Source organism: Sediminimonas qiaohouensis DSM 21189, assembly GCF_000423645.1.
GTDB classification, from domain to species: Bacteria; Pseudomonadota; Alphaproteobacteria; order Rhodobacterales; family Rhodobacteraceae; genus Sediminimonas; species Sediminimonas qiaohouensis.
In genome coordinates, this window is the sequence record NZ_AUIJ01000001.1 from 47,618 (window position 1) to 70,025 (window position 22,408).

A 22,408-nucleotide genomic window follows, 5' to 3' on the forward strand; every position below is an offset into this window, starting at 1 on the left:
TACTTCGGAGTCTGCGCGCGCAGGGCACCCCGCACCAGCGCGGGAAACGCAACAAACGGGTCATTTGTGCCAATGCCGGACGACCGACGCCTGATCATCGCCATCCTTCTCACGCCCGAGGTCACCGCCTCGACCGTGTTCGCGCTGTATGACCTCTTTGCCTCGGTCGGACGCGACTGGCCGATGCTGACGCGCGGCACGCCGGGGCGTCCGGGGGCGCGGCCGGTGCTGGTGGCGCGCCACGACGCGCCGATGCAGGTGATGAACAGCGCCTGGCTGACCCCGCAGGAAACGCTGGACAACTGCCCGCCCCCCGATATCGTCTACATCCCCGAGCTGTTCGTCGATCCCGACGCCCCGGGCGAGCAGCCCCACCAGCCCGAGGTTGCCTGGCTGCGCCGGGTCTACGGCGCGGGGGCGACGCTGGCCTCGGCCTGCTCCGGCTCGGTGCTGCTGGCGCAAACCGGCCTTCTGGACGGGCAATCGGCCACCAGCCACTGGGCTTACTGCGCCGGCATCGCCGCCCGCCACCCCCGGATCGAGGTCGAGCCGGACCGCTTCCTCGTCACCGCCGGCGAGGGCGAGCGCATCATCACCTCGGGCGGCGGCACCTCCTACCTCGATCTCGGGCTATACCTCGTGGCGCGGTTTTTCGGCGCCGAAGAGGCGATGAACCTCGCGCGCATCTACCTGATCGACTGGCACAAGGACGGGCAGCTGCCGTTTGCCGCGCTCGCCCGCGCCGCGCAAACCCGCGATGGCACCGTGGCCCAGGCGCAGGAATGGATCGCCCTGAACTACGCCCACGCCGCCCCAGTGGGCGCGATGGTCACGCAAAGCGCGATGGCCGAGCGCACCTTCAAGCGCCGCTTCAAGGAGGCAACAGGCCTCACGCCGCTGGACTACGTGCACGCCGTCCGCCTCGAAGAGGCCAAGCAGCTACTGGAAACCTCAGATATGGGCATCCCCGCCCTCGCCCGCGAAATCGGATACGAGGATGACAGCTTCTTCCGGCGCTTGTTCCGCCGCAAGGTCGGCCTCACGCCCGCCGCCTACCGCCAGCGCTTTCGCCCGTTCCGCATGGCCCTTGAAGCCAGCGAACAAAGCGCAACCCAAACCCGCTGATCCGTCCCTTCAGGGGATCAGAACCTCATCGCGCGCGTATTCCGCGCTGGCGCGGCTCAGATCGTCGTAAATCAACTCGACCCGCACCCGTTCAACGCTGCCGGGCTCCAGCCCCAGTACCGGCATCCCCTCGTCATCCAAAAGGGCATTGGGGCTGGTATACTCGGTATGGCACGGCGGCAGGTCATAGGCCTGCATCGCGCCATCGTTGATCGCATATCGCAACCCCTTCAGCCCGCAGCGCCACGCCAACAGATGCGTGAAATACACCATGTCCTGCCCGTTATAGACCCGCACTGCGACCCAGCTCCCGCGCGTCGCCTCCAGGATCGGGCGCACCTCGGTGGCGGTGGTGAACTTGCCGGTGGGCTTCTGCGGCTCGGCCTCGCCGCCCTCTTGCGCCTGCGCGCCGGCAGCCATGGACAGCGCCAATAGCGCGGCCATCGCACCTTTCGGGATCAGTGTGGGCATATGAAAACTCCATTTTAGACGAAATCATGCCCTCGGCCCTTCTGCGCCGGGATCATGGCACCTATACTGCCCAAAATCCCTGTCCGAAGGCATGATCGAGTATGGCGCAACAGCCGCAAGAAATCCAACCCTTCAACATCGCGGTGATCGGCCAAGCAGGCCGCCTGCAATACGAGGCACTGCTTTTCGCCGCCTCGCTGCGCCATGCCAGCCCCGGCTTCAACGGCCGCCTGTTCGTCGCCACCCCGCAGCCCGGCCCCCTGTGGGATCGTGACCCGACCATTCGCGACGACGCCACGCTATCCCTTCTGTCCGAGCTGGGCGCCGAAATCCTGCCCTTCGAAAGCCGCCACTTCGGACAGGCCTACCCCTATGGCAACAAGATCGAGGCGTTGCTTGCCCTCCCCGAGGACGAGCCGTTCGTGTTCTTCGACACCGATACCCTGATCACCGGCGAGTTGTCCGATGTGCCGTTTGATTTCACCCGCCCCTCCGCCTCGCGCCGGGTCGAAGGCACCTGGCCCAAGCTTGAGCTTTATGGCCCCGGCTATACCGAGATCTGGAAATCGCTCTACGATCGCCTCGGCCTCGATTTCGATAGCTCCCTGGACCTGTCGCACCCCGACGAGCATTGGCGCCGCTACCTCTATTTCAACGCCGGTTTCTTCTACTACCGCTGCCCGCACGAGTTCGGGCAACGCTTCCTCGACTACGCGCTTGAAATCCGCGACGCCCCCCCACCCGAGTTGCAGTTGCAAGAGATGGACCCATGGCTTGACCAGGTGGCGCTGCCGCTGGTCATTCACTCCCTCGGCGGCGGGCGCGACGCGCTTGAGGCCGGATGGCTCGACGGACAGACCTCGTGCCACTATAGGTTGTTACCGTTGCTCTATGCGCGCGAGGATGATCGCACCGTCGAATTGCTGGATGCGATCACCCGCCCCAACCGCATCAAGAAGGTGCTCAAGCAGTACGACCCGTTCAAGCGGATGATCTACCAGGGCCGCGGCGAAAAGGTGCGCGCCCTGTTCGACCGCTCCGACCTGCCCCGCCGCGAACAGGTGATCCGAAATCGGATCAAGCGAAACGGCTTCTGGATGCGCTAGGACGGTGCCGCCGCTGGCGGCATTTTCCGGCCCGCCAGAGGCCTTTCCGCACCAAGTGTACGAATCGTACGCGTCACGGCCTCAACCGTCCGTTTCGGGCCAAACGCCAATCGTTACCCCCGCGCGCGGCAGTGGCGTCAGTCGCCGTTTTCCTCGGCCTCGATCCGGCGCCATTTGGCTACGTTGGCGTTGTGTTCCGACAGCGTCTCAGAAAAGGCGTGCCCGCCGCTGCCATCGGCCACGAAATAGACGTACCCGGTATCGGCCGGGTTCACCGCGGCGGCGATGCTTTCCGGTCCGGGATTGGCGATCGGCGTTGGCGGAAGTCCGTCAATTACGTAAGTATTCCAAGGGGTTTCACCGCGAAGCTCACTTTGACGCAGACCCCGGCCAAGGGCGCGTCGGCCCTTGGTTATGCCATAGATCACGGTCGGGTCCGTTTGCAGGCGCATGCCGCGCTTCAGGCGGTTGACGAACACGCTGGCGACCTGCCTGCGCTCGTCCGGCACGCCGGTTTCCTTCTCGATGATCGAGGCCAGGATCAGCGCCTCCTGCATGGTCTCAATCGGCAGGTCCTCGGCCCGGTCCTCCCATGCGGAACTTAGGATAAACTCTTGTTTTTCCTGCATTCTATCGACAACCGCCTGGCGTGTGTCGCCCATGCGCAACTCGTAGCTATCGGGCGCCAGCGTGCCTTCCTCGGGGGGCGTTTCCACTGTTCCGCTCAGGATTTGTATGTTCTCCAACGCGGTCATCACCTGCCAACTGGTCACGCCTTCGGCCATGGTGATCCGGTAGCGCGTATCGGCCGCGCCGCGCGCCTCGGAAAACGCCTCTGGCTGCGGCTCTTCGGAACTTGAGTTATGCTCGGCAACCGTTTGATATTTCTCGGTTTGTGGGTCCAGCTCACGCAATTCCAGCCGCATGTCGGCGATACCGATCCGGTACAGCAGCTCGGTCCCGCAGGTACTTCCGCCGCCGCGGGTAATGATATCAGCGATCTCGGCCATCGACGCCTCTTCGGGGATCAGGAAACTCCCCGCTTTCAGGTCGTCGTTCAGGCCCGCGTATTCCGTCCCCACGCGATAAATTAAGTCATTAGAAACAGCACCTTGCGCCTTCAACTTGCGACTGATGGCGGTCATGGTCGTGCCCCGCTCCACCTCAAGGCAGATGCGCTCGGTCAGGGGACCGGGGCCGGTGTATTGCGTCTTGCCCCACAAGATCAGCCCGGCCAGGAGAAAGACCAGAACAATCAACAAAGTCAGGGCGTTAGAGGCAATATTTCGCCACATCAGCCAGCTTTCCCGAACAGCACGCTGGCGTTAGTTCCGCCAAACCCGAAGGAATTCGACAGCGCCACCTTCACCTCGCGCTCGCGCTTGGCATTGGGGGCCAGGTCGATCGGCGTCTCCACCGCCGGGGTGTCCAGGTTGATCGTCGGCGGCACCACCTGGTCGCGCATCGCCAGGATAGAAAAGATCGCCTCGATCGCCCCCGCAGCGCCCAGCAAATGGCCTGTCGCGGACTTGGTCGAACTCATCGTGACCTTCTCCGCAGCCTTGCCCATAAGGCGTTCAACGGCTGCCAGCTCGATCACGTCGGCCATCGTGGATGTCCCGTGTGCGTTGATGTAATCGACATCCTCCGGCGCCAGCCCCGCCCGATCAAGCGCCGCTTTCATCGAGCGGAAACCGCCGTCGCCATCGGGTGCGGGCGCCGTGATGTGATAGGCGTCGCCCGACAGGCCATAGCCCAGAACCTCGGCATAGATTGTTGCGCCGCGCGCGACCGCGTGCTCGTACTCCTCCAGCACCACAACCCCGGCGCCTTCGCCCATGACAAACCCGTCCCGGTCAACGTCATAAGGGCGACTGGCGGCTTTTGGGTCGTCCCCGCGCTTGGTCGACAGCGCCTTGGACGCGTTGAACCCGGCGATTCCGATCTCGCAGATCGCGGCCTCCGCCCCGCCCGCGACCATTACGTCCGCATCGCCGTACTGGATCAACCGCGCTGCATCACCGATTGCATGCGCCCCGGTCGAACACGCCGTGACAACCGCATGGTTCGGTCCCTTGAAGCCGTACCTGATACTGACTTGCCCACTGATCAGGTTGATCAGCGCACCGGGGATGAAAAACGGGCTGACACGCCGTGGGCCCTTTTCGGCCATCATCAGGGTCGTTTGCTCAATCGATTGCAGCCCGCCGATCCCCGAGCCGATCATCACGCCAGTACGCAGGCGACTTTCTTCGTCCTCGGGGGTCCAGCCGGCATCGCGCACCGCCTGGTCGGCCGCGGCAATGCCATACAGGATGAAATCATCGACCTTGCGCCTCTCTTTCGGCTCCATCCAGTCGTCGGCGTTGAAGCTGCCGTCGCTGCCATCGCCAAGCGGCACCTCACACGCATAGGTCGTGGTCACGCGCGACGGATCGAATCGCGTGATCGGCCCCGCGCCGGAGTTCCCGGCCAGCAGGCTCGACCAGCTTTCCTCGACACCGCAGGCCAATGGTGTCACCAGCCCCAGCCCCGTCACAACAACTCGACGCATAGCAATGCCCCTTCCAAAGCGCAATTTGTTCGCTCTTACCGCGCCTGCCCCCCGGGGGGCAAGGCCGTCGCGCACTCCTCGCGCGGCTCTTTGCCCAATTTATCGAGGACCGCCTACTGGAAAGTCGCCGTCGGCTCGGGCTCCGGCCGCGCCACGGCAAGCGCTTCGGCCAAGTCGACATCGCGCGCCATCAACGCCCGCCCAATCAGCGTGCCCGAGATATTCGGGATATACTTGAGACGCGCCACATCATCGGTGCTACGGACGGTACCACGTGCGATGACTGGATGCCGGGTATGCGCCGCAAGCCCCGAAATCACGCCCAGGCGGCCGTCTTGCTCGGCAATATCCGCGTCGATGTCGGTCACGATGACCCCGGCCAACGGCGCACCATCAAAGGCCCGCACGAAATCCTCGGGGGTGAACGCGCTGGCCGTGCGCCAGCCATCCGTCATCACGTGACCTTGGTAAACATCAACGGACAGAACAATCTGATCCGGATGGTACTTGGCCAATTCGCGCAGCAAATCAGGCTCATGCGCGGCCATGGTGCCGACAACGATGCGCCCGGCCCCCTTGTCGATCCATTGCTCAACCCGGTCGCGCGAGCGAAATCCACCGCCCAGTTGCACGGGGATACCCGCGGTGCGGATAATCTCCTCGATCAACTCGTTGTTGTCGCCCTCGCCCGTCAAGGCGTCGAGATCGGTCACATGCATCCATTGCGCGCCGGCCTCGGCGAATCCGTGTGCCGTTTCCACCGGGTCTATGTGCCAGATCTCTGGTTCCGCCAAACGCCCGCGTGTCAGCGAAACGCATTTGCCGTCTTTTAGTTCAATGGTCGGATAAATGATCATGGCGAAGCCTTTTGCTGCGGGTCATTGCGCGTGTTTACGCTGTCCGGTTTCGACCGGCCCCACGCAGCATGGATCTTAACAAATTCGCACGATATCTCCAAATCGGCACACCGACGCCTGTTCGCGCCACGCATGCAAAAAGGCCCCCGCCAACACTGGCAGGGGCCTTTCAATAGCTAGGCTCAGTCCGTGGTTCAGGACGCCTCGGTAATGAACTTCACCGCGTCGCCAAACGTCTGGATCGTTTCGGCCGCGTCGTCAGGAATTTCGATGCCGAACTCTTCTTCAAAGGCCATCACCAGTTCAACGGTGTCCAGGCTGTCGGCGCCGAGATCGTCAATGAACGAGGCGTTCTCGACCACCTTGCCCTCTTCAACACCCAGGTGCTCCACAACGATCTTTTTGACGCGATCTGCGATGTCGCTCATGATTCCAGTCCTCATTCTGTTGGGCAAAATGCCCGGTTCCTGCCCTCGCCCGGAGGGACGGCATTTGCTTTGCCCTGTCTAAAGGGCGGCTCGTGGTCCCGCAAGACGGGAATACAGGCCGCGCAAAGCGCGCCCCTAGAAAAGCTGCGCCGCCTATAGCACATGATACGCGACACGCAAACGCTTTCGCACCTCACTCATGCGTGTATTTTTGCATCGCCCGGACACGCCGGGCTAGAGCATCGCCATCCCGCCATTCACGTGCAGCGTCGTGCCGGTGACATAGCCCGCCTCAGAGCTGGACAGGTACAGAACCGCCGCTGCGATCTCTTCGGGCGTGCCCATCCTGGCGGCGGGAATTTGCGCATTGATCCGCTCTTTCTGATCATCGCTCAGCGCATCGGTCATCGCCGTCGCGATAAAGCCGGGCGCCACGGCATTCGCGGTGATGCCCCGGCTGGCCACCTCGGCCGCGACCGACTTGGTCATGCCGACCATCCCGGCCTTGGCCGCGGCATAGTTCGCCTGACCGGCATTGCCCGTTGCGCCCACGATCGAGCTGATGTTGACGATCCGTCCCCACCGCGCCTTCATCATCGGGCGTACCACCGCACGGCAAAGCCGCATCGTCGCGGTCAAGTTCACGTCCAGAACACGCTGCCAATCATCGTCGGACATGCGCATGAACACCTGGTCGCGCGTGATCCCGGCGTTATTGACGAGAATATCCAGGCTCCCCATCGCCTCGATCGCCTGCTTGGGCAGGGCGTTGACCGCCTCGGGATCGCCCAGATCACAAGGCAGCACATGCGCCCGGCTGCCCAGCTCTGCCGCCAACTCCTCTAGCGGCGCAACGCGTGTACCGCTTAGCCCCACGGTGGCGCCGGCTGCGTGCAAGGTGCGGGCAATCGCGCCGCCGATTCCCCCCGATGCCCCCGTGATCAGCGCACATTTCCCACTCAGATCAAACATATCGTCTCCTTGGCTCTCTTGTCACGCGTGCAGGCTTGCTGCGGCCTCTGTCACCTCGCCGGGTGTCCCGACGGCACGGCATGCGATCGCGCGGTCGATGCGCCGCACCATGCCCGACAGGGCCTTTCCCGCGCCAATCTCCCATATCTCGGTCACGCCATGCGCGCCCATCCATTCCACGCTCTCGCGCCAGCGGACACGCCCGGTCACCTGTTCCACCAACAGCGCACGGATGCGATCCGGGTCGGTGACGGTATCCGCCAACACATTCGCCACCACCGGGCGCACCGGTGCAGCAATCTCGACCTCGGCCAGCGCCCCGGCCATGGCGCGCGCGGCCGGCTCCATCAAGGCGCAGTGAAACGGTGCGCTAACCGGCAGCAGCATCGCCCGCCGCGCGCCGCGCTCCTTGGCAATGTCCACCGCGCGCTCCACCGCGTCGCGGTGGCCCGACACGACCACCTGGCCGGGGTCGTTGTCGTTGGCGGCCTGGCAAACCTCGCCCTGCGCCGCCTCGGCGGCCACCTCGGTCACGGCTTCCAGGTCAAGCCCCAGCACCGCCGCCATGGCACCTTCGCCCACTGGCACGGCCTCTTGCATCGCGCGCCCCCGCAGGCGCAACAGGCGCGCCGCATCGGCAACGCTCAGCGCGCCCGCCGCCGCCAGCGCCGAGTATTCGCCAAGCGAGTGCCCGGCTACGAACTCCGCCGTTTGCGCCAGATCGACGCCCTCGGCCTCCAGCGCGCGCATGGCCGCCAAAGAGGTGGCCATCAACGCCGGCTGCGCATTCTGTGTCAGGGTCAGAGTATCCTGCTCGCCCTCCCATATCAGCGACGAGAGGTCCTCCCCAAGCGCCTCATCCACCTCATCAAACACCGCCTTCGCGGCGGGATAGGCCTGCGCCAGGTCGCGCCCCATGCCGATGGTCTGCGCCCCCTGCCCCGGAAATACGAATGCCCGGCTCATGTAATCCTCCAGTTGTCATTGATCCCAGTTACCGCGCCAGCGACCGCCACGCAACGCAAACCACGCATCTGCGCACCGTGATTGTGCGCGCACTCGCATTGGCGCGCGGGCCTTTTGCCGCGTAAATTCCAAGGCGTATTTCCTCAAGGAGCATTCCATGCCGCTATCAACCACATCCACCGCCTATGGCGCGGTAACAAAGGGCTTTCACTGGATCACCGCGCTGCTAATCCTTACTGCCATCCCCCTGGGCCTGATCGGGGACGAACTGGCGCAAGAGATCCGTCAAACCGATGCCGGCGGTGATCAGGCGCTGATTGATCGTGCCGTGTTGGTTTTCTCGCTCCACAAGACGATCGGACTGGCGGCGTTTTTCACCGCCGCCCTGCGCATCCTGTGGGCGATAGGCCAACCCAAGCCGGGCTTGCTCAATGGCGGCCGTTGGGCCGAGGCGACCTTGGCAGAGACCATCCACTGGGCGCTCTATGGCGCCATGCTGATCACGCCGCTGGCCGGTTGGGTGACCCACTCCGCCGAAACGGGATTCGCGCCGATCTGGTGGCCCTTTGGTCAGAACCTGCCGTTCGTGCCGAAGGATGCCGCCATCGCGGGCGCGGCCGGCATGGTCCACTTCCTGTCGTCGCAGGTGTTGATCGGGGCAATCGTGCTGCACCTCGCAGGCGCGCTCAAGCATCACCTGATCGACCGTGATGCCACGCTGCGCCGGATGCTCCCCGGTCAAACCGATGCCATGCCCAGCCCCCAACAGCCCGGCCATACTGCGCCGGTATTGGCCGCCATTGCCATTTGGGTTGGCGTCCTGGCGGCCGGGATTGCCCCGGCGCTTGGCAATGCGGGCGGCGATGAGGCAGGCGCCCCGGCCATGACCAGCGCCGCCGCCGGGAACTGGCAGGTCGAGGGCGGCACACTTGCGATTTCGATAACCCAGATGGGCAACACCGTTACGGGCGAGTTCGCCCAGTGGCAGGCCGACATCACCTTCGCCGACGATCCGAACACCGCCCGCAACGGCGATGTCGAGGTGAGCATCGCAATTCCATCACTGACCCTCGGCTCGGTCAGCGATCAGGCCATGGGCGCCGATTTCTTTGCCGCCGATGAGTTCCCGAAGGCCACATTCACCGCCGACATCCTGCGCGCAGAGGGCGAGAACGCTTTCACCGCCGAGGGGCAATTGACGCTCAAGGGCCAAAGCGTGCCGGTGACGATGCCCTTTACCCTGAAGATCGAGGGCGAGCGCGCCACCATGTCCGGGGGCACCACCCTCGACCGGCGCAACTACAATATCGGCGAAGGCGTGCAGGACGAAAGCTCGCTTGGCTTTGATGTGGACGTGGATGTCTCGCTCACGGCCACCCGGGCCGGGCAATAGCCACGCGCGCGCCTTGGGCACGCATGAAAAAGGCCGCGCAAGTTCCCCGGCGCGGCCTTTGTTAAAACTGTACTGGTTATTTATTCAGCCTTCATCGCCTCGATTGAGATTTCGACCTGAACGTCGTCACCGACGTAAGGGGCGAATTTCTCAAGGCCATAGTCGCTTCGGGTCAGCGTGGTGCTCGCGTCGAAACCGGCCCAGGGCTTGCCCGCCATCGGATGCTCGCCCGCCTGGTTGAGCTGCGCATCCAGCACGACCGACTTGGTCACGCCATTCAACGTCAGATCGCCGGTGATCAGCGCGGTGTTGTCCCCGGTCACTTCGATGCCGGTCGATTCGAACGTGACCATGTCGCCCTCGCTGGCGCCAAAGAAATCGTCCGACATGAAATGCTCGAACCGCTTTTCCCAGCCGGTGATCATCGACATGACCGGCATCGACACTGTGACGGACGAGTTGGCCGGGGCTTCTTGGTCGAACATGATCTCGCCCTCGAACCCCGAGAACATCCCGGTCGTGTTCGAGAACCCAAGGTGGTTATAGGAAAAAACAACCTGGCTGTGACTGGGATCCAGAACATACTTCTCGGGTTCGGCATGCGCCGCCGTCACGCTTAGTGCCGCCGCGGCGAAAGCTGTCGTTAAGCCGTATTTCATTTGTCATTGCTCCTGCAATTTGAATTTATCAAGACGTCCGTGACAATTGCGGCACCGGCCGCGTTGTGCAATTCCGCAGAAGTCAACATGTCGTGTGGGGGAATGAACACCCGGCGCGCCGATCTGCGCGGCTCTCACGTAACCCTGTCGAGGCGCCCCCGCTCTTCGCCGCACCCATTGCCGGAATGCAACGCGGCAGCCCCCAAGCACAGCAGGACCACCGACAGGACCAACTGAGCCAGGAACTGCGCCGGCTCATCCGGTGCCCCGCGCACCGTCCAAGGCCCTGCACCCAAGAGCGTCATGGTTGCTCCCATCAAACGCGCCACCCTCGATTTCCGGGCGCCCATGCCGCGCCAGGTCATGGCCGCCGCTCTTCCGCTTTTGTTGTCTGCCTTTTTGATATTCGATAGTGATCCGCGCATTGATCCCATAGTCAATTTCAATCCTCGATTTAAACAATACACTCATGACGAGCAATGAGGGCGCAACTTGGGCAGCAATCGGAATAATCTGCGACGGGCGCCGCGCTCAGGGCCTGCCGGGCTTGCGTCACGGCGCGTTCCATCGTATAGCGCCGCTTCCTTCCGCAGGTAACAATGAACCGCGCAGTCTCTCGTGGATGGGTCGCGGAAGGCAATGACCCTCCTATGAAATGCGCCTGAAACAGAACAGGAGTGCACATGCCACTTTATGAGCATGTCTTCATCTCGCGCCAGGACTTGTCCAACACACAAGCCGAAGGCCTGATCGAACATTTCAGCACCGTGCTGGCGGACAACGGCGGCAAGATCGTCGATAGCGAGTACTGGGGCGTCAAGACGATGGCGTTCAAGATCAACAAGAACCGCAAGGGCCACTATGCCTTTCTGCGCTCCGATGCCCCCGCGGCCGCAGTGCACGAAATGGAGCGCCTGATGCGCCTGCATGACGACGTGATGCGCGTCCTTACCATCAAGGTGAACGAACATCAGGAAGGGCCCTCGGTCCAGATGCAAAAACGCGAAGAACGCGGTGAACGCCGCGAACGTCGCTGATCAATCGCTTCAGGAAAGGACGCCAAGTCATGGCCACCAAACCGTTTTTTCGCCGCCGCAAGGTTTGCCCCTTCTCGGGCGACAACGCACCCAAGATCGACTACAAGGACACGAAACTGCTGCAGCGCTACATCTCCGAGCGCGGCAAGATCGTGCCCTCCCGCATCACCGCCGTTTCGGCAAAGAAGCAGCGTGAACTGGCCCGCGCCATCAAGCGCGCCCGCTTCCTCGCCCTGCTGCCCTACGCCGTGAAGTAAGGAGTTCGCGACATGCAAGTTATCCTTCTGGAACGAGTGGCCAAGCTGGGCCAGATGGGCGACGTCGTCGACGTCAAGCCCGGCTACGCCCGCAATTACCTGTTGCGCCAGGGCAAGGCCCTGAGCGCCTCCGAGGCCAATATCGCCGACTTCCAAGAGCGCAAAGCGCAGCTTGAAGCGCAAAACCTCGAGACCCGCAAAGAGGCCGAGGCCCTTGGCGAGAAGCTGGGCGGCAAGCAGTTCATCGTGATTCGCCAAGCTTCCGATGGCGGCAACCTCTATGGCTCGGTCAGCACCCGCGACGCGGCCAACATCGCCACCGAAGAGGGCTTCTCGATTGATCGCAAACAGGTGATCATTCGCCAGCCGATCAAGGAGTTGGGCCTGCACGAGGTCGAGGTGCACCTGCACCCCGAAGTCATGGTGACGATCACGCTGAACGTCGCCCGCTCGCCCGAAGAGGCGGAGCTTCAGGCATCCGGCAAGACGATTCAGGAACAGGCAGCCGAAGACGAGGCCGCCGCCGATTTCGAAATCGCGGAGCTGTTCGAGGACATCGGCGCAGCAACCTCGGAAGACGAGGAACTGGCCGAGGTTGTCGAAGGCTCGAGCGACGAGGAAAGCGGCGAAGACACCGCATCCTGATCACGCTCCCGGCCTTGCCGTTACGGCAAGCCGGCACACACTGATCAAGCCGCGCGAGGGAACACCCCCTCGCGCGGTTTTTCAAATCTCAAGACAGCATACCCCGCGGATCAAGGGGCAAACCCCTGCCCCTCATCCTTGGGCGCCATCCTGATCAACCGCGAATCCGCTACCGCCGCCTGGCGATGCTCCATCGCCTCGCGGTACTGTGGGTCCTTAATCATTTGTGCAAAGGCGTCGGGGCTTGGATATTCAGCGATGAAACACAGGTCCCACGCCTCGTCTTCGGGACCGATCAGCATTTGTTCCATCTCACCGCGCCAAACGATGCGCCCGCCGACGCGCTCCAGCACCGGCGCGCTTTCGCGTCCATAGGCGGCATATGCCTCGGCCCCTGTCGCACGGCGCCCGTCAGGATACTCCGCCTGCGCGCGAAGACGGACGAGATTGAGCATGTGAATGGGCCCGGGGCGATCGTTCTCGCGAAAGGCGGCAAAGCCCTCCTTGGTGAATGACGTGTGGCTCATGGCTCTCCCCCAGTGTCTGCGTGGTTCATGAATAAATCATCAACGCCAGTCGGGACAATGAATGCAAGCCATTCGCGGCCACAGTCAATCGAACCCTCACGAAGGAATCTTCGGGAACAATGCATGCCGGATGTCAGGTCAGCGGACGAAGGAGGCTTTCGGGTCTGTTCGGGACGTGGGTAGGCTTGCCTGTTGCGGGCATTGAGCGCTCGGTTGAAAAGCCACGCATTGGTGCCATACCGCAACGGCAGCAACAGGCCATACGCCGCCAATATCGCGCCAACCTGATCCGGCGCAAAGGCCTCAAAGCGGTCATTGCGCCCCGCGCCCTGGGGCCGCTCAGTTGCACCGCGCAAAACGACAAAGGGCCACCCACCGGGCGGCCCTTTCGTTCTCATATGCCCGGCCCCTGCGGACCGGCGGCGGATCACTCGTCGTCGAGCGCCTCGACCGCCTTTTGCAAGTCGTCCTTGGACACTTTCTTTTCGGTCACCTCGGCCTGCTCGGCGATGTGATCGACAACCTTGTCCTCAAAGATCGGGGCGCGCAGCTGCTGCTGCATTTGCTGATTTTGCTGAACGAATTCAAAGAATTCGCGCTCCTGCCCCGGGTACTGACGCGCCTGGTTCATGATCGCCTGCGTCATCTCGGAATCGGACACCTCGATCTCGGCCTTGCGCCCAAGCTCTGCCAGCAGCAGACCCAGACGAACGCGGCGCTCGGCCAGCTTGGTGTGCTCCTCGGTGGGCTCGACCTCGGGGTGATCGTGACCTTCCACGTCGGGATTTTCCTCGTGCCACAGCTGATGCGCGATCTGCTTGGCCTCGGACTCCAGCAAGCTGGGCGGTAGATCGAATTTGACCATCTCGTCCAGCTTGTCCAACAGGTCGCGCTTCATCACGGCGCGCGCGGCACCCGCGTATTCCGCCTCGAGGCGTTCGCGGATCTGCGTCTTGAGCGCCTCCAGATCTTCCGCGCCGAACTTCTTGGCCAGTTCGTCATCGATCTCGGCCGCCTTGGGCGCCTTCACAGCCTTGATGGTGCAGTCGAACACGGCCTCTTTGCCGGCCAGATGCTCGGCGCCGTATTCCTCGGGGAACGTCACCGTGACGGCCTTTTCTTCACCGGCCTTGACGCCGACCAGCTGCTCTTCGAAGCCGGGGATGAAGCTGCCCGCGCCCAGTGTGAGCGGGTAATCCTCTGCCGAGCCGCCCTCGAACGCCTCGCCATCGACCTTGCCCACGAAATCGATCACGACCTGGTCGCCGTCCTTGGCTTTCGAGCCCTTCTTGCGGTCCTCGAAATCCTGGGCATTCTCGGCCAGGCTGGCCAACGCGTCGTCCACGGCGGCCTCGTCGGGCTCAACCACCATGCGCTCCAGCTTGATCGCGCTGAAATCGACCTCGGGGATATCCGGAAGCGCCTCGTAGGACATGGCAACCTTGACGTCGTCGCCCTCTTTCCAGTCTTCGCCCTCAACCATCGTGACCTGCGGCTGCATCGCCGGGCGATCGCCGCTGTCCTCGAAATGCTGGCTCATGGCGCCATCGACGGCTTCCTGCATGGCCTCGCCAAGCAAACGCTGGCCAAACTGCTTTTTCAGCAGGGCCATCGGCACCTTACCCTTGCGAAAGCCTTTCATTTCGACTTCGGGCTGCGCTTCGGCCAGTTTTTCGTTAACCTTGGCGTCCAGCTCGTCCGCGGTCACGGTGATCTCATACGCGCGCTTGAGGCCTTCGTTCTGGGTTTCGTTGACCTTCATTTTCCGTCGTCCTTTTGTCATGTATCTGGTGCGGGTGAAGGGACTTGAACCCCCACGCCTTGCGGCGCCAGAACCTAAATCTGGTGCGTCTACCAATTCCGCCACACCCGCAAAAAGCCAAGCAGGCGGCCTAAGACAATCGGGCCGCCCACAGTTGCTGGGCTATCTAGCAAACCAGCGCCCGGGATGCGAGAGGAAAATGACACCGTATATTTGACGATCACGCACGAAAAACAGCGACAATGCAGGCCGCCCGCGCTATGCTGCCCTCAATAACCGAGGCAGAAATCGAGCATACGCCCATGAAACCGAAAACGGTCGGGCGCCACGGCGGGCAAAACCCCGCAATACGTGCCCATGTGCAGAACATGGGCCTCGTGGCCGGCACATCAATCCTGACGCTCGACGGCGCCCTACCCGTCGAGTACCTGTACCCTGCGGATCGCATCATCACGCGCGATGCGGGCGCAGCCATTTTGCGCGATATCCAAGTGCACCGCGTCGCCGGCCCGGCTGTCCTGATTGCGGGGGGCACATTGGGCGATACCCGCCCTGAGCATGATCTGATCATTCCCGCAGCGCAGGCCGTTTTGGTCCGCGATTGGCGGGCAAAGGCGCTTGCAGGGCGTCAGCAGGCCCTGCTTCCGGCGCGGATGCTGGTGGATGGCGAATTCATCCGCCTGCTTCCCTGGACCCAGATAACGGTTTACCAACTTTTCATGGATGCGCCGCACATCATCTACGCAGGCGGTCTTGAGCTGGCCGCGCTGGCCTGTGCCCCCGCAACAGCCAACGCCGCGTGACGGGCTCAGGTCACGCCCAGCCCATGAAGCACCTTGGGAAGCGCTTCCGGTAAATCCTCGGCAATCAGGCCGGGGCCGAAGCCGCGTGCGCATTCCACGTGCAGCCACGCGGCCGTTTCCGCCGCCTGCATCGGCGCAAATCCCCGCGCCAATAGCCCGGTGATGAACCCCGCCAGCACATCGCCCGCCCCGGCCGTGGCCAGCCATGGCGCGGCGCGCTCGTAATGGGCGGAATTGACGCTGCACCGGCCATCGGGCGCGGCGATCACCGTATCCGGCCCCTTGAACAGCACCGCGCAGCCCGCCCGTTCGGCCGCTGCCCGCGTGGCATCCACCTTGGAGTAGGCCGGGCCCTTGGTGGCCGGCGCGTTCAGCTTGGCGGCAATGTCCGGAAACAGCCGCGCGAATTCGCCCGCGTGCGGGGTCAGCACGCATTTGTCGTGCAAGAGGGCAAACAGCGCTGCCGGCTCATCCTCGAACGCGCTCAGCGCGTCGGCGTCAAGCACCACCGCCCTGCCTGCGCTCAAAGCCATGGCAGCCAGATCTTGCGCCCGCGTAAGGCCCATCCCCGGGCCAAGGCACAGCGCGTTGATACGCGCATCCTCCAGCACCTGCGCCAGGCCCGCCGCATCCTCGACCCGCCGCAGCATCAGCGCGGTGATCTGGCTGGCCACCTCCATCTGCGCCGATCCCGGCACACCCAGCGTCACCAACCCCGCGCCGATGCGCAGCGCCCCCCGTGCGGCCAGCCGCGCCGCGCCCGTGCGCCCGGCCCCGCCCGACAGGATCAGCGCATGACCGTGGCTGTATTTGTGGGTCTGCGCGGGTTTTCCCAAGTCTTGGAACGACGCTCGCTCAACCAATCCAACCACGTCACCCGGCACCGCCGGACACCCCCCACCCTCAAGGCCAATGCTTTTCACAACGAGTTTGCCGCAACCGACCGGGCAATCCGCGAGACGATGCGCAAGCTTATCCGAATGAAATGAAACCGTGAGATTGGCCATGACCGACGTGTCAAACGGGGTCTCACCGTCCAACCCCAAGTAGCGCCCGCTGTCCGAGCAAATGCCGCTGGGAAGATCAATCGCAACAACGCGCGGCATGCCCCCCATCTTCGAAGCTGCCTGCCAACGATTCATTTCCATCTGCACTCGGCCGAGATCGAGAAACGGCCGACTCAACCCCGTGCCGAAGATGGCGTCAATTGCCAGCATGCAATCGGGGTTATCCTCTCCATACCCATCCATCGCAGAATCGGTGAGCTGCTTGACCGCCCCCAACGCCCGCCACCGTTCATAATTCACCTTCGCATCAGGCGGCAGCTTGGCAGGGTCGCCGTAGAGGAACACCTCCACCTCCCAGCCCCATTCCTTCAGCAACCGCGCCACCACGAACCCATCGCCGCCGTTGTTGCCCGGTCCGCACAGCACTACCGCCTTGTGCGGCGCCTTCGCAAGATCCGGCCATTCCTCGAACACCGCTTCGACCACGCCGCGCCCTGCCCGCTCCATCAGCTCGAGGCCCGTCACCTCGCCCGACTCGATTGCGGCCTGCTCGATGGCCCGCATCTGCGCCGCGGTTAGCAATTCGTTCATTCCCCAGTTCCTTGATTCATTTCCGCCCCAATATTCATCGCTTTGCCCAAAAATTAGGCAACTGCACAAAATCCTGCCCGTTGAGTAGCGCCATGAAACCCTAGCGAATTGTGACCCGGTTTTGAAAGTGATCTGTGAGGGGCAGCAATCCGGCGAGGAGGCCCACGACCATGAAAAAGATCGAAGCGATCATCAAACCCTTCAAGCTCGACGAGGTGAAAGAGGCCCTTCAGGACGCCGGCGTTCAGGGCCTGAGCGTGATCGAAGTCAAAGGCTTCGGCCGCCAGAAAGGCCATACCGAGCTTTATCGGGGCGCCGAGTACGTCGTCGATTTCCTGCCCAAGGTGAAGATCGAGGTGGTGATGGACGACGATCAGGTCGATGCCGCCATCGAAGCCATCGTGGACGCCGCGAAAACCGACAAGATCGGCGACGGCAAGATCTTCGTCAGCCCGGTCGAGCAAGCCATCCGCATCCGCACCGGCGAGTCCGGCTCGGACGCGCTGTGATCAAGCAAACAAGATTGACCCCCACAATAGCAAGGGACCTTACCACATGAGCACCGAAACGTTTCTGGCCACGATCCGTGACGAGGATGTCGAATACGTCGATGTCCGCTTCACCGACCCGCGCGGCAAGCTGCAGCACGTCACCATTATCGCCGACGAGGTCGACGAGGACTTCCTCGAAGAGGGCTTCATGTTTGACGGCTCCTCGATTCAAGGGTGGAAGTCGATCGAGGCCAGCGACATGAAGTTGCTGCCCGACACCAACAGCGCCTACATCGATCCGTTCTACGCGGAAAAAACGATCTGCGTGCACTGCACCGTGGTCGAGCCCGACACCGGCGAACCCTACGAGCGCGACCCCCGCGGCACGGCCGAAAAGGCCGAAGCGTACCTGAAGTCCACCGGCATCGGCGACACTGCCTTCATGGGCCCCGAGGCCGAGTTCTTCCTGTTCGACGACGTGCGTTTTTCCAACTCGATCAACAAGGTCTCGTACGAGGTGGACGCGCTTGACGGGTCGTGGAACACCGACACCGAGTACGAAATGGGCAACACCGGCCACCGCCCCGGCGTAAAGGGCGGCTATTTCCCCGTGAACCCGATCGACGACGGTCAGGATATCCGTTCGGAAATGCTCTCGACGATGAAACGCCTCGGGATGAAAGTGGACAAGCACCACCACGAAGTGGCGTCCTGCCAGCACGAGCTTGGCCTCATCTTCGGCACCGTCACCAAGCAGGCCGACGAGTTGCAGAAATACAAGTACGTCATCCACAATGTCGCGCAGGCCTACGGCAAGACGGCAACCTTCATGCCCAAGCCGATCGCGGGCGACAACGGCACCGGCATGCACGTCAACATGTCGGTCTGGAAGGATGGCAAACCGCTGTTCGCCGGCGACAAGTATGCCGACCTGAGCCAGGAAGCGCTGTATTTCATCGGCGGCATCCTGCAGCACGCCAAGGCGCTCAACGCCTTCACCAACCCATCGACCAACAGCTACAAGCGCCTGATCCCAGGGTTCGAAGCCCCCGTTTTGCGCGCATACTCGGCGCGCAACCGCTCGGGCTGCGTCCGCATCCCGTGGGCCGAAAGCCCGAAAGCCAAGCGCGTCGAGGCCCGTTTCCCCGACCCATCGGCAAACCCCTACCTATGCTTTGCGGCCCTGTTGATGGCAGGCATCGACGGCATCAAGAACAAGATCGACCCCGGCGAGGCGATGGACAAGAACCTGTACGATCTGCCCGCCGAGGAACTGGCCGACATCCCCACGGTTTGCGGCTCGCTGCGCGAAGCGGTCGACGAGCTGAACAAGGACATGGATTTCCTTCTTGCCGGCGACGTGTTCACCCGCGATCAGATCGAAGGCTATATCGGCCTGAAGATGGAAGAAATCGAAACCTACGAGCACACGCCGCACCCCGTCGAGTTCCAGATGTATTACAGCTGCTGAGACTTGCCGGCGGCGTGTAACGCGCCACATGAGCAATCGTTGAACGAAGGGCGCCCCATCGATGGGCCAGCCCCTCGTAGTAAATGTTGAAATAATCACTTCTGTTGGCCGCATTGCGGCCAACATTCCCTTCGAAACAAGACGCCTGACGCTTTCTCAGAAGGAGATGTCGGGTGACGTGTGCCTCGAAAATATCTGCGACAGAAGAATACGACCTGGAACTCAGGATACCCGAGCCATGTGAAGGCTTGGATCTAAACTTCTGTCGAAATCCTACATGCGCATCATACGGGATAAAGCCCGACCCTTTCAAGCGGCCCAACAACGCGCCGCCCGCTCCTCCTGGGGTTTTGCGGGGCGTGGTCTCGGGAAAAAGGCATGAAGAGTATTTCCAGTGCCCGACATGCAACAAGACATCCCGTCTCAAGAACAACCGAGCAGTCATGGAGGAGTTCAGGCGGCTTCAGCACTCCCGTTCCCATGATCCCACGGCTCCGGCCTGTGGAACCTCCGAGTGCTTCGCACAAGGGATGCCGACGCATGACCACCCGGAGTTCTACCGGCGCTTCGGAAAGACGGCCAAGGGAGATCCACGGTGGCAATGCAGATTGTGCCAGAAGACCTTTTCCGCAGGCAGACCGGCCCGCCGGCAGAAGCGCAGCGACAAGAACCGGATGCTCTTCCAGATGCTGTGCAACGACATGTCGTTTGCCAAGATCTGCAAAATCACCGGCATGACATACCAGGATCTCTACAAAAGGATCGACTTCTTCCATGATCAAGTTCGAGGTTTCCTCGTTGAGCGCGAGGACTTCTCGGAAGTCGATTTCCACCGGTCGGGGTCCCGGTTCGCGACCGACAGCCAAACCCTCATGATCAACTGGCCAACACGGCGACAGCGCACATCCGTCGCGATCCAGCACCTTTGCACCGCGCATGCGCGGTCCGGCTACATCATGGAAGCAAGTCTCCAATTCGATCCCTCGATGTCCATGCTGGAAGCCGAAGCGATCGCCGGAAACGCGAATGAAGATCATGTCTCAATTGCGTTCCGCAAGCATGCGCGGGTCTGGACCCGAACCGAGTTCGATGCCTATTTGGCGAAGCTCCAGAAGCAAAAAAGCGTGAAGCTGACAAACCTTTATCAGTTGCCGCATCGTGGTGTTTTGGTGCGTTACGACATCCTGCAACACGCCCATGCTCTTCGGCTAAGGGATATACTGTCCTCGACGGATGCGCCTCTCTACTTCGTCATGGACGATGATCGTGGCCTTCAACAGGCATTCTCATCGGCTTTCATGAACGAGATCCGAGCCCAGCGCGCCGACCTCGCGGTTGTCAGCTTTGACAAGGGCATGACAAATGACAGACGCAACCAGGTTGTCGCTGCCGGCCAGGCTTTCCTGTCTGGCCTGACAGGGGTCAGCCATGCGTAACTCCGCAACCTTTCAAATCAGGATTATGCCGATCTCGTTGATAAAGAGGTCGCCATTATGACGGTCCTCAGTCAGCGGCCACTCGAAATGGGCTTCCACTATCCGTTCCCCCGGAAGTCCGAACCCAACAAGCAGGTCAAGATCCTCACGGATCGCCCGAGTCGCTCACCCAGGTCATCGGCCCGCATGTTGCGACTGGCGACACTTCGTAGCGTCGATTCTTACTTCCACAAGTTCCGGAGCAATGTGCGTTTCGCATCCCGGCCTGCAATATCTTCAGGAAGCGTGGGCCAGACATGGAAGCGCCAGTATCTCTACAAGCCCGACACCATGGTGAAGCTCGCTGAAATCTACCGTTTCTACCACAACTGGTGCGACCCTGGGGAGGACAAGAAGACGCCGGCCATGCGGCTCGGGTTGGCTCGGGGAAAAATCTATGAAAGGGATTTTCTCTAATCTTCGCGGTCAGCAGCTCGTCGAATTAGTCCCGCATAACAGAATCGTTAAAAGGCCGGCGGAAAACGTGTCCCGCCAGCCATCAACATTTACTGCGAGGGGCTGGCATCGATGGGGCGCCCTTTGCATTTCGCGGCGCAGGTCGGGAGGTGGTTACGCTGGCCTGCTGCTGCCGTTGAGGCATGTCACCAATGCGCGGCATCAAGGACGAAGCCCGCAGCGCCTGACCGCCCTGTCTGTTCGCATCGTGGCATGATGGGACCGGCGGCGATCCCGTTGGCCGCCCTGGGCCGCTGGACCCCGTCCGAGGGATCGGGACGCCGCCTCAGCGGACCCCGTGCCTCAATGTTTGCGAAATTGCGACAAATTAACCGCGTTTTTGGGGTCTACACCAAGAATTGTTGGAAACCGCACAGACCGGGGAGAACTGTCATGAGCACAGGTACACACCGCTACAAAACTGGCCTAGTTTTCGCCGCGTCGCATGACATCGACAGCGTCGCCGTGATCAACCGCATCGGTATGATTCTCGAAGCGCGCCAAACCCGCGTGACCGGCAAGCGCATCCTGTCCGATGAACAGGCGCAGATCGACGCCAAGAACATCGAGGTAACGATCAACACCGAAGACGGCGATGCTGACCATGACGATTCTCTCCGCCTGATCATCAGCGTAACCGCGCATGACTGCAGCTCGTCCAGTGACGACGATCAGGCATTGAGATTGCTGGCGGCGGTGACACTGGATCTGGTCCAACACATGATGCCCGAATCCCTTTGGTGGCTCACCCCGACCGCCGAACTGAGCCGCGAGCAGTTCCTTAGCGCAGCAGGCCCGCGCCGCCCGCGTCGCGTGCGTCATAGCCGCACCCGCAAAGCGGCCCTGCGCCCAACACATGCTGGCGCAACGGCCCATGTCAGCCAAAGCAGCGAACGGGCGGGGGTTGTCCGCTTCCCAAGCGTTGAGGAAAGCCTTGAACAGCTTGATGCACGCATGTCCGAGCAACTCTCGCCACAGGAGCAAGATCACGTCTCCACACGCGAGAGCACATCGCAGGAAAACACCCTGCGCGAGGTGTTCCTGACCGATTCGGAGAACCCGGACGCAGCGGGCGCGGACCTTTTCGAGCAACCCAACCAGGTGCAGCGCCTGACCACGTGGATGCTTACGATCACCGTCGGGGTGTTCTCGCTCCCGGTCGCGGCGGCGCTCGTGGTGATCAACCTGCTGCGCGGCGAAGATATGCGATTGTCTGCACAGGCGCTTTCGCTGACCGGGTTTTTCATCGTGCTGAACAGCAGTGGATTGCTCCAGCAAGCCACGACTCTTCTCACCCTCTGAGCTGCATCGAATCATGGGGGCACCCGGGACGGGTGCCCGATTTTCGACACAAT

Annotated in this window: 25 protein-coding genes and 1 tRNA gene; 13 read left to right on the forward strand and 13 right to left on the reverse strand. The window is 62.3% G+C overall.

The genetic code is table 11. The annotated features are described in order from the left end of the window. Positions 1-72 precede the first annotated feature (72 nt). Positions 73-1,125 carry a GlxA family transcriptional regulator gene (locus G568_RS0100255; protein WP_026756150.1) on the forward strand — a complete coding sequence of 351 codons (1,053 nt, stop codon included), beginning with the start codon at positions 73-75 and terminating at the stop codon, positions 1,123-1,125. A gap of 9 nt (positions 1,126-1,134) precedes the next feature. On the opposite strand, the gene G568_RS0100260 is transcribed toward G568_RS0100255, so the two are convergent. Beyond that, positions 1,135-1,596: a hypothetical protein gene (locus tag G568_RS0100260; RefSeq protein WP_026756151.1), complete on the reverse strand. Its 462-nt coding sequence runs from the start codon at positions 1,594-1,596 to the stop codon at positions 1,135-1,137. Positions 1,597-1,697: 101 nt separating this feature from the next. On the opposite strand from G568_RS0100260, the gene G568_RS0100265 reads away from it, so the two are divergent. Beyond that, positions 1,698-2,702, forward strand: a complete 1,005-nt coding sequence (locus tag G568_RS0100265; protein WP_026756152.1) for a hypothetical protein — start codon at positions 1,698-1,700, stop codon at positions 2,700-2,702. Positions 2,703-2,839: 137 nt separating this feature from the next. Here G568_RS0100265 and mltG read toward each other — a convergent pair whose 3' ends face one another. The 6 genes from mltG to fabD form a co-directional block, all read right to left on the reverse strand. Next, complete coding sequence (mltG, locus tag G568_RS0100270; RefSeq protein WP_026756153.1) at positions 2,840-3,997, reverse strand: endolytic transglycosylase MltG; 1,158 nt, start codon at positions 3,995-3,997, stop codon at positions 2,840-2,842. Next, positions 3,997-5,256: a beta-ketoacyl-ACP synthase II gene (gene fabF / locus G568_RS0100275; protein WP_026756154.1), complete on the reverse strand. Its 1,260-nt coding sequence runs from the start codon at positions 5,254-5,256 to the stop codon at positions 3,997-3,999. Before fabF ends, mltG begins: the two co-directional genes overlap by 1 nt. A gap of 113 nt (positions 5,257-5,369) precedes the next feature. After that, the gene (locus G568_RS0100280; RefSeq protein WP_026756155.1) at positions 5,370-6,113 is read right to left on the reverse strand and encodes a 1-(5-phosphoribosyl)-5-[(5-phosphoribosylamino)methylideneamino] imidazole-4-carboxamide isomerase; all 744 of its coding nucleotides are present in this window, start codon (positions 6,111-6,113) and stop codon (positions 5,370-5,372) included. A 194-nt stretch (positions 6,114-6,307) separates the two neighbouring features. Further along, positions 6,308-6,541, reverse strand: a complete 234-nt coding sequence (locus tag G568_RS0100285; RefSeq protein WP_026756156.1) for an acyl carrier protein — start codon at positions 6,539-6,541, stop codon at positions 6,308-6,310. A gap of 234 nt (positions 6,542-6,775) precedes the next feature. Next, on the reverse strand, positions 6,776-7,513 hold the full coding sequence (fabG, locus tag G568_RS0100290; RefSeq protein WP_026756157.1) for a 3-oxoacyl-[acyl-carrier-protein] reductase: 738 nt from the start codon (positions 7,511-7,513) through the stop codon (positions 6,776-6,778). Positions 7,514-7,534: 21 nt separating this feature from the next. Further along, a complete protein-coding gene (gene fabD / locus G568_RS0100295; RefSeq protein WP_026756158.1) occupies positions 7,535-8,479 on the reverse strand; it encodes an ACP S-malonyltransferase in 945 nt (314 codons plus the stop codon). A 157-nt stretch (positions 8,480-8,636) separates the two neighbouring features. Here fabD and G568_RS0100300 point away from each other — a divergent pair, with 157 nt between their 5' ends. After that, on the forward strand, positions 8,637-9,872 hold the full coding sequence (locus G568_RS0100300) for a cytochrome b/b6 domain-containing protein (protein ID WP_026756159.1): 1,236 nt from the start codon (positions 8,637-8,639) through the stop codon (positions 9,870-9,872). Positions 9,873-9,952: 80 nt separating this feature from the next. On the opposite strand, the gene G568_RS0100305 is transcribed toward G568_RS0100300, so the two are convergent. Next, complete coding sequence (locus G568_RS0100305) at positions 9,953-10,531, reverse strand: YceI family protein (RefSeq protein WP_026756160.1); 579 nt, start codon at positions 10,529-10,531, stop codon at positions 9,953-9,955. A gap of 134 nt (positions 10,532-10,665) precedes the next feature. Continuing rightward, the gene (locus G568_RS20155) at positions 10,666-10,836 is read right to left on the reverse strand and encodes a hypothetical protein (RefSeq protein WP_157084202.1); all 171 of its coding nucleotides are present in this window, start codon (positions 10,834-10,836) and stop codon (positions 10,666-10,668) included. On the opposite strand from G568_RS20155, the gene G568_RS20160 reads away from it, so the two are divergent. The 4 genes from G568_RS20160 (at position 10,835) to rplI (ending at position 12,470) form a co-directional block, all read left to right on the forward strand. Next, entirely contained in the window at positions 10,835-11,014 is a 180-nt protein-coding gene (locus tag G568_RS20160) for a hypothetical protein (RefSeq protein WP_157084204.1), read from the forward strand. The two genes, G568_RS20155 and G568_RS20160, sit on opposite strands and share 2 nt — an antisense overlap. Positions 11,015-11,214: 200 nt before the next feature. Then, the gene (gene rpsF, locus G568_RS0100315; protein WP_026756162.1) at positions 11,215-11,568 is read left to right on the forward strand and encodes a 30S ribosomal protein S6; all 354 of its coding nucleotides are present in this window, start codon (positions 11,215-11,217) and stop codon (positions 11,566-11,568) included. Between the two features lie 29 nt (positions 11,569-11,597). Then, complete coding sequence (gene rpsR, locus G568_RS0100320) at positions 11,598-11,825, forward strand: 30S ribosomal protein S18 (RefSeq protein WP_026756163.1); 228 nt, start codon at positions 11,598-11,600, stop codon at positions 11,823-11,825. Positions 11,826-11,837: 12 nt separating this feature from the next. Next, positions 11,838-12,470: a 50S ribosomal protein L9 gene (rplI, locus tag G568_RS0100325; protein WP_026756164.1), complete on the forward strand. Its 633-nt coding sequence runs from the start codon at positions 11,838-11,840 to the stop codon at positions 12,468-12,470. 110 nt (positions 12,471-12,580) lie between these two features. On the opposite strand, the gene G568_RS0100330 is transcribed toward rplI, so the two are convergent. From G568_RS0100330 to G568_RS0100340, 3 genes are all read right to left on the reverse strand, one after another. Beyond that, on the reverse strand, positions 12,581-12,997 hold the full coding sequence (locus G568_RS0100330; protein ID WP_026756165.1) for a DUF1330 domain-containing protein: 417 nt from the start codon (positions 12,995-12,997) through the stop codon (positions 12,581-12,583). A 427-nt stretch (positions 12,998-13,424) separates the two neighbouring features. Continuing rightward, positions 13,425-14,759, reverse strand: coding sequence for a trigger factor (gene tig, locus G568_RS0100335; RefSeq protein ID WP_026756166.1), 1,335 nt, complete (start codon positions 14,757-14,759; stop codon positions 13,425-13,427). Positions 14,760-14,785: 26 nt separating this feature from the next. Then, positions 14,786-14,870 (reverse strand) — tRNA-Leu (locus G568_RS0100340). Between the two features lie 191 nt (positions 14,871-15,061). Between G568_RS0100340 and G568_RS0100345 the strand changes: the two genes are divergently transcribed. Beyond that, positions 15,062-15,562 (forward strand): Hint domain-containing protein, encoded by a 501-nt coding sequence (locus tag G568_RS0100345; RefSeq protein WP_037373480.1) that lies wholly within the window; start codon positions 15,062-15,064, stop codon positions 15,560-15,562. A gap of 5 nt (positions 15,563-15,567) precedes the next feature. Here the strand turns inward: G568_RS0100345 and G568_RS0100350 are convergent, their stop codons facing one another. Further along, entirely contained in the window at positions 15,568-17,160 is a 1,593-nt protein-coding gene (locus tag G568_RS0100350; RefSeq protein WP_026756168.1) for a bifunctional ADP-dependent NAD(P)H-hydrate dehydratase/NAD(P)H-hydrate epimerase, read from the reverse strand. A gap of 170 nt (positions 17,161-17,330) precedes the next feature. On the opposite strand from G568_RS0100350, the gene G568_RS0100355 reads away from it, so the two are divergent. From G568_RS0100355 to G568_RS0100375, 5 genes are all read left to right on the forward strand, one after another. Next, positions 17,331-17,669, forward strand: coding sequence for a P-II family nitrogen regulator (locus G568_RS0100355; protein WP_026756169.1), 339 nt, complete (start codon positions 17,331-17,333; stop codon positions 17,667-17,669). A 46-nt stretch (positions 17,670-17,715) separates the two neighbouring features. Next, positions 17,716-19,122 carry a type I glutamate--ammonia ligase gene (gene glnA / locus G568_RS0100360; protein WP_026756170.1) on the forward strand — a complete coding sequence of 469 codons (1,407 nt, stop codon included), beginning with the start codon at positions 17,716-17,718 and terminating at the stop codon, positions 19,120-19,122. Positions 19,123-19,652: 530 nt separating this feature from the next. Next, complete coding sequence (locus G568_RS0100365; protein WP_157084206.1) at positions 19,653-20,558, forward strand: hypothetical protein; 906 nt, start codon at positions 19,653-19,655, stop codon at positions 20,556-20,558. Positions 20,559-20,615: 57 nt separating this feature from the next. Next, complete coding sequence (locus G568_RS0100370; protein ID WP_026756172.1) at positions 20,616-21,014, forward strand: hypothetical protein; 399 nt, start codon at positions 20,616-20,618, stop codon at positions 21,012-21,014. Positions 21,015-21,446: 432 nt separating this feature from the next. After that, complete coding sequence (locus G568_RS0100375) at positions 21,447-22,355, forward strand: hypothetical protein (RefSeq protein WP_026756173.1); 909 nt, start codon at positions 21,447-21,449, stop codon at positions 22,353-22,355. Positions 22,356-22,408: the final 53 nt, after the last annotated feature.

Excerpts from the sequence above, each read along its gene's own strand:
- G568_RS0100330 (WP_026756165.1), bottom strand. The coding sequence starts at position 12,997 with ATGAGCCACACGTCATTCACCAAGGAGGGCTTTGCCGCCTTTCGCGAG.
- G568_RS0100265 (WP_026756152.1), top strand. The coding sequence starts at position 1,698 with ATGGCGCAACAGCCGCAAGAAATCCAACCCTTCAACATCGCGGTGATC.
- G568_RS20155 (WP_157084202.1), bottom strand. The coding sequence starts at position 10,836 with ATGACGCTCTTGGGTGCAGGGCCTTGGACGGTGCGCGGGGCACCGGAT.
- tig (WP_026756166.1), bottom strand. The coding sequence starts at position 14,759 with ATGAAGGTCAACGAAACCCAGAACGAAGGCCTCAAGCGCGCGTATGAG.
- mltG (WP_026756153.1), bottom strand. The coding sequence starts at position 3,997 with ATGTGGCGAAATATTGCCTCTAACGCCCTGACTTTGTTGATTGTTCTG.
- G568_RS0100280 (WP_026756155.1), bottom strand. The coding sequence starts at position 6,113 with ATGATCATTTATCCGACCATTGAACTAAAAGACGGCAAATGCGTTTCG.
- G568_RS0100345 (WP_037373480.1), top strand. The coding sequence starts at position 15,062 with ATGAAACCGAAAACGGTCGGGCGCCACGGCGGGCAAAACCCCGCAATA.
- G568_RS0100300 (WP_026756159.1), top strand. The coding sequence starts at position 8,637 with ATGCCGCTATCAACCACATCCACCGCCTATGGCGCGGTAACAAAGGGC.
- G568_RS0100260 (WP_026756151.1), bottom strand. The coding sequence starts at position 1,596 with ATGCCCACACTGATCCCGAAAGGTGCGATGGCCGCGCTATTGGCGCTG.
- G568_RS0100355 (WP_026756169.1), top strand. The coding sequence starts at position 17,331 with ATGAAAAAGATCGAAGCGATCATCAAACCCTTCAAGCTCGACGAGGTG.
- rplI (WP_026756164.1), top strand. The coding sequence starts at position 11,838 with ATGCAAGTTATCCTTCTGGAACGAGTGGCCAAGCTGGGCCAGATGGGC.
- G568_RS0100255 (WP_026756150.1), top strand. The coding sequence starts at position 73 with ATGCCGGACGACCGACGCCTGATCATCGCCATCCTTCTCACGCCCGAG.
- fabD (WP_026756158.1), bottom strand. The coding sequence starts at position 8,479 with ATGAGCCGGGCATTCGTATTTCCGGGGCAGGGGGCGCAGACCATCGGC.
- fabG (WP_026756157.1), bottom strand. The coding sequence starts at position 7,513 with ATGTTTGATCTGAGTGGGAAATGTGCGCTGATCACGGGGGCATCGGGG.
- G568_RS0100350 (WP_026756168.1), bottom strand. The coding sequence starts at position 17,160 with ATGAACGAATTGCTAACCGCGGCGCAGATGCGGGCCATCGAGCAGGCC.
- G568_RS0100370 (WP_026756172.1), top strand. The coding sequence starts at position 20,616 with ATGACGGTCCTCAGTCAGCGGCCACTCGAAATGGGCTTCCACTATCCG.
- G568_RS0100375 (WP_026756173.1), top strand. The coding sequence starts at position 21,447 with ATGAGCACAGGTACACACCGCTACAAAACTGGCCTAGTTTTCGCCGCG.
- rpsF (WP_026756162.1), top strand. The coding sequence starts at position 11,215 with ATGCCACTTTATGAGCATGTCTTCATCTCGCGCCAGGACTTGTCCAAC.
- G568_RS0100285 (WP_026756156.1), bottom strand. The coding sequence starts at position 6,541 with ATGAGCGACATCGCAGATCGCGTCAAAAAGATCGTTGTGGAGCACCTG.
- glnA (WP_026756170.1), top strand. The coding sequence starts at position 17,716 with ATGAGCACCGAAACGTTTCTGGCCACGATCCGTGACGAGGATGTCGAA.
- G568_RS20160 (WP_157084204.1), top strand. The coding sequence starts at position 10,835 with ATGGTTGCTCCCATCAAACGCGCCACCCTCGATTTCCGGGCGCCCATG.
- rpsR (WP_026756163.1), top strand. The coding sequence starts at position 11,598 with ATGGCCACCAAACCGTTTTTTCGCCGCCGCAAGGTTTGCCCCTTCTCG.
- fabF (WP_026756154.1), bottom strand. The coding sequence starts at position 5,256 with ATGCGTCGAGTTGTTGTGACGGGGCTGGGGCTGGTGACACCATTGGCC.
- G568_RS0100305 (WP_026756160.1), bottom strand. The coding sequence starts at position 10,531 with ATGAAATACGGCTTAACGACAGCTTTCGCCGCGGCGGCACTAAGCGTG.
- G568_RS0100365 (WP_157084206.1), top strand. The coding sequence starts at position 19,653 with ATGCCGACGCATGACCACCCGGAGTTCTACCGGCGCTTCGGAAAGACG.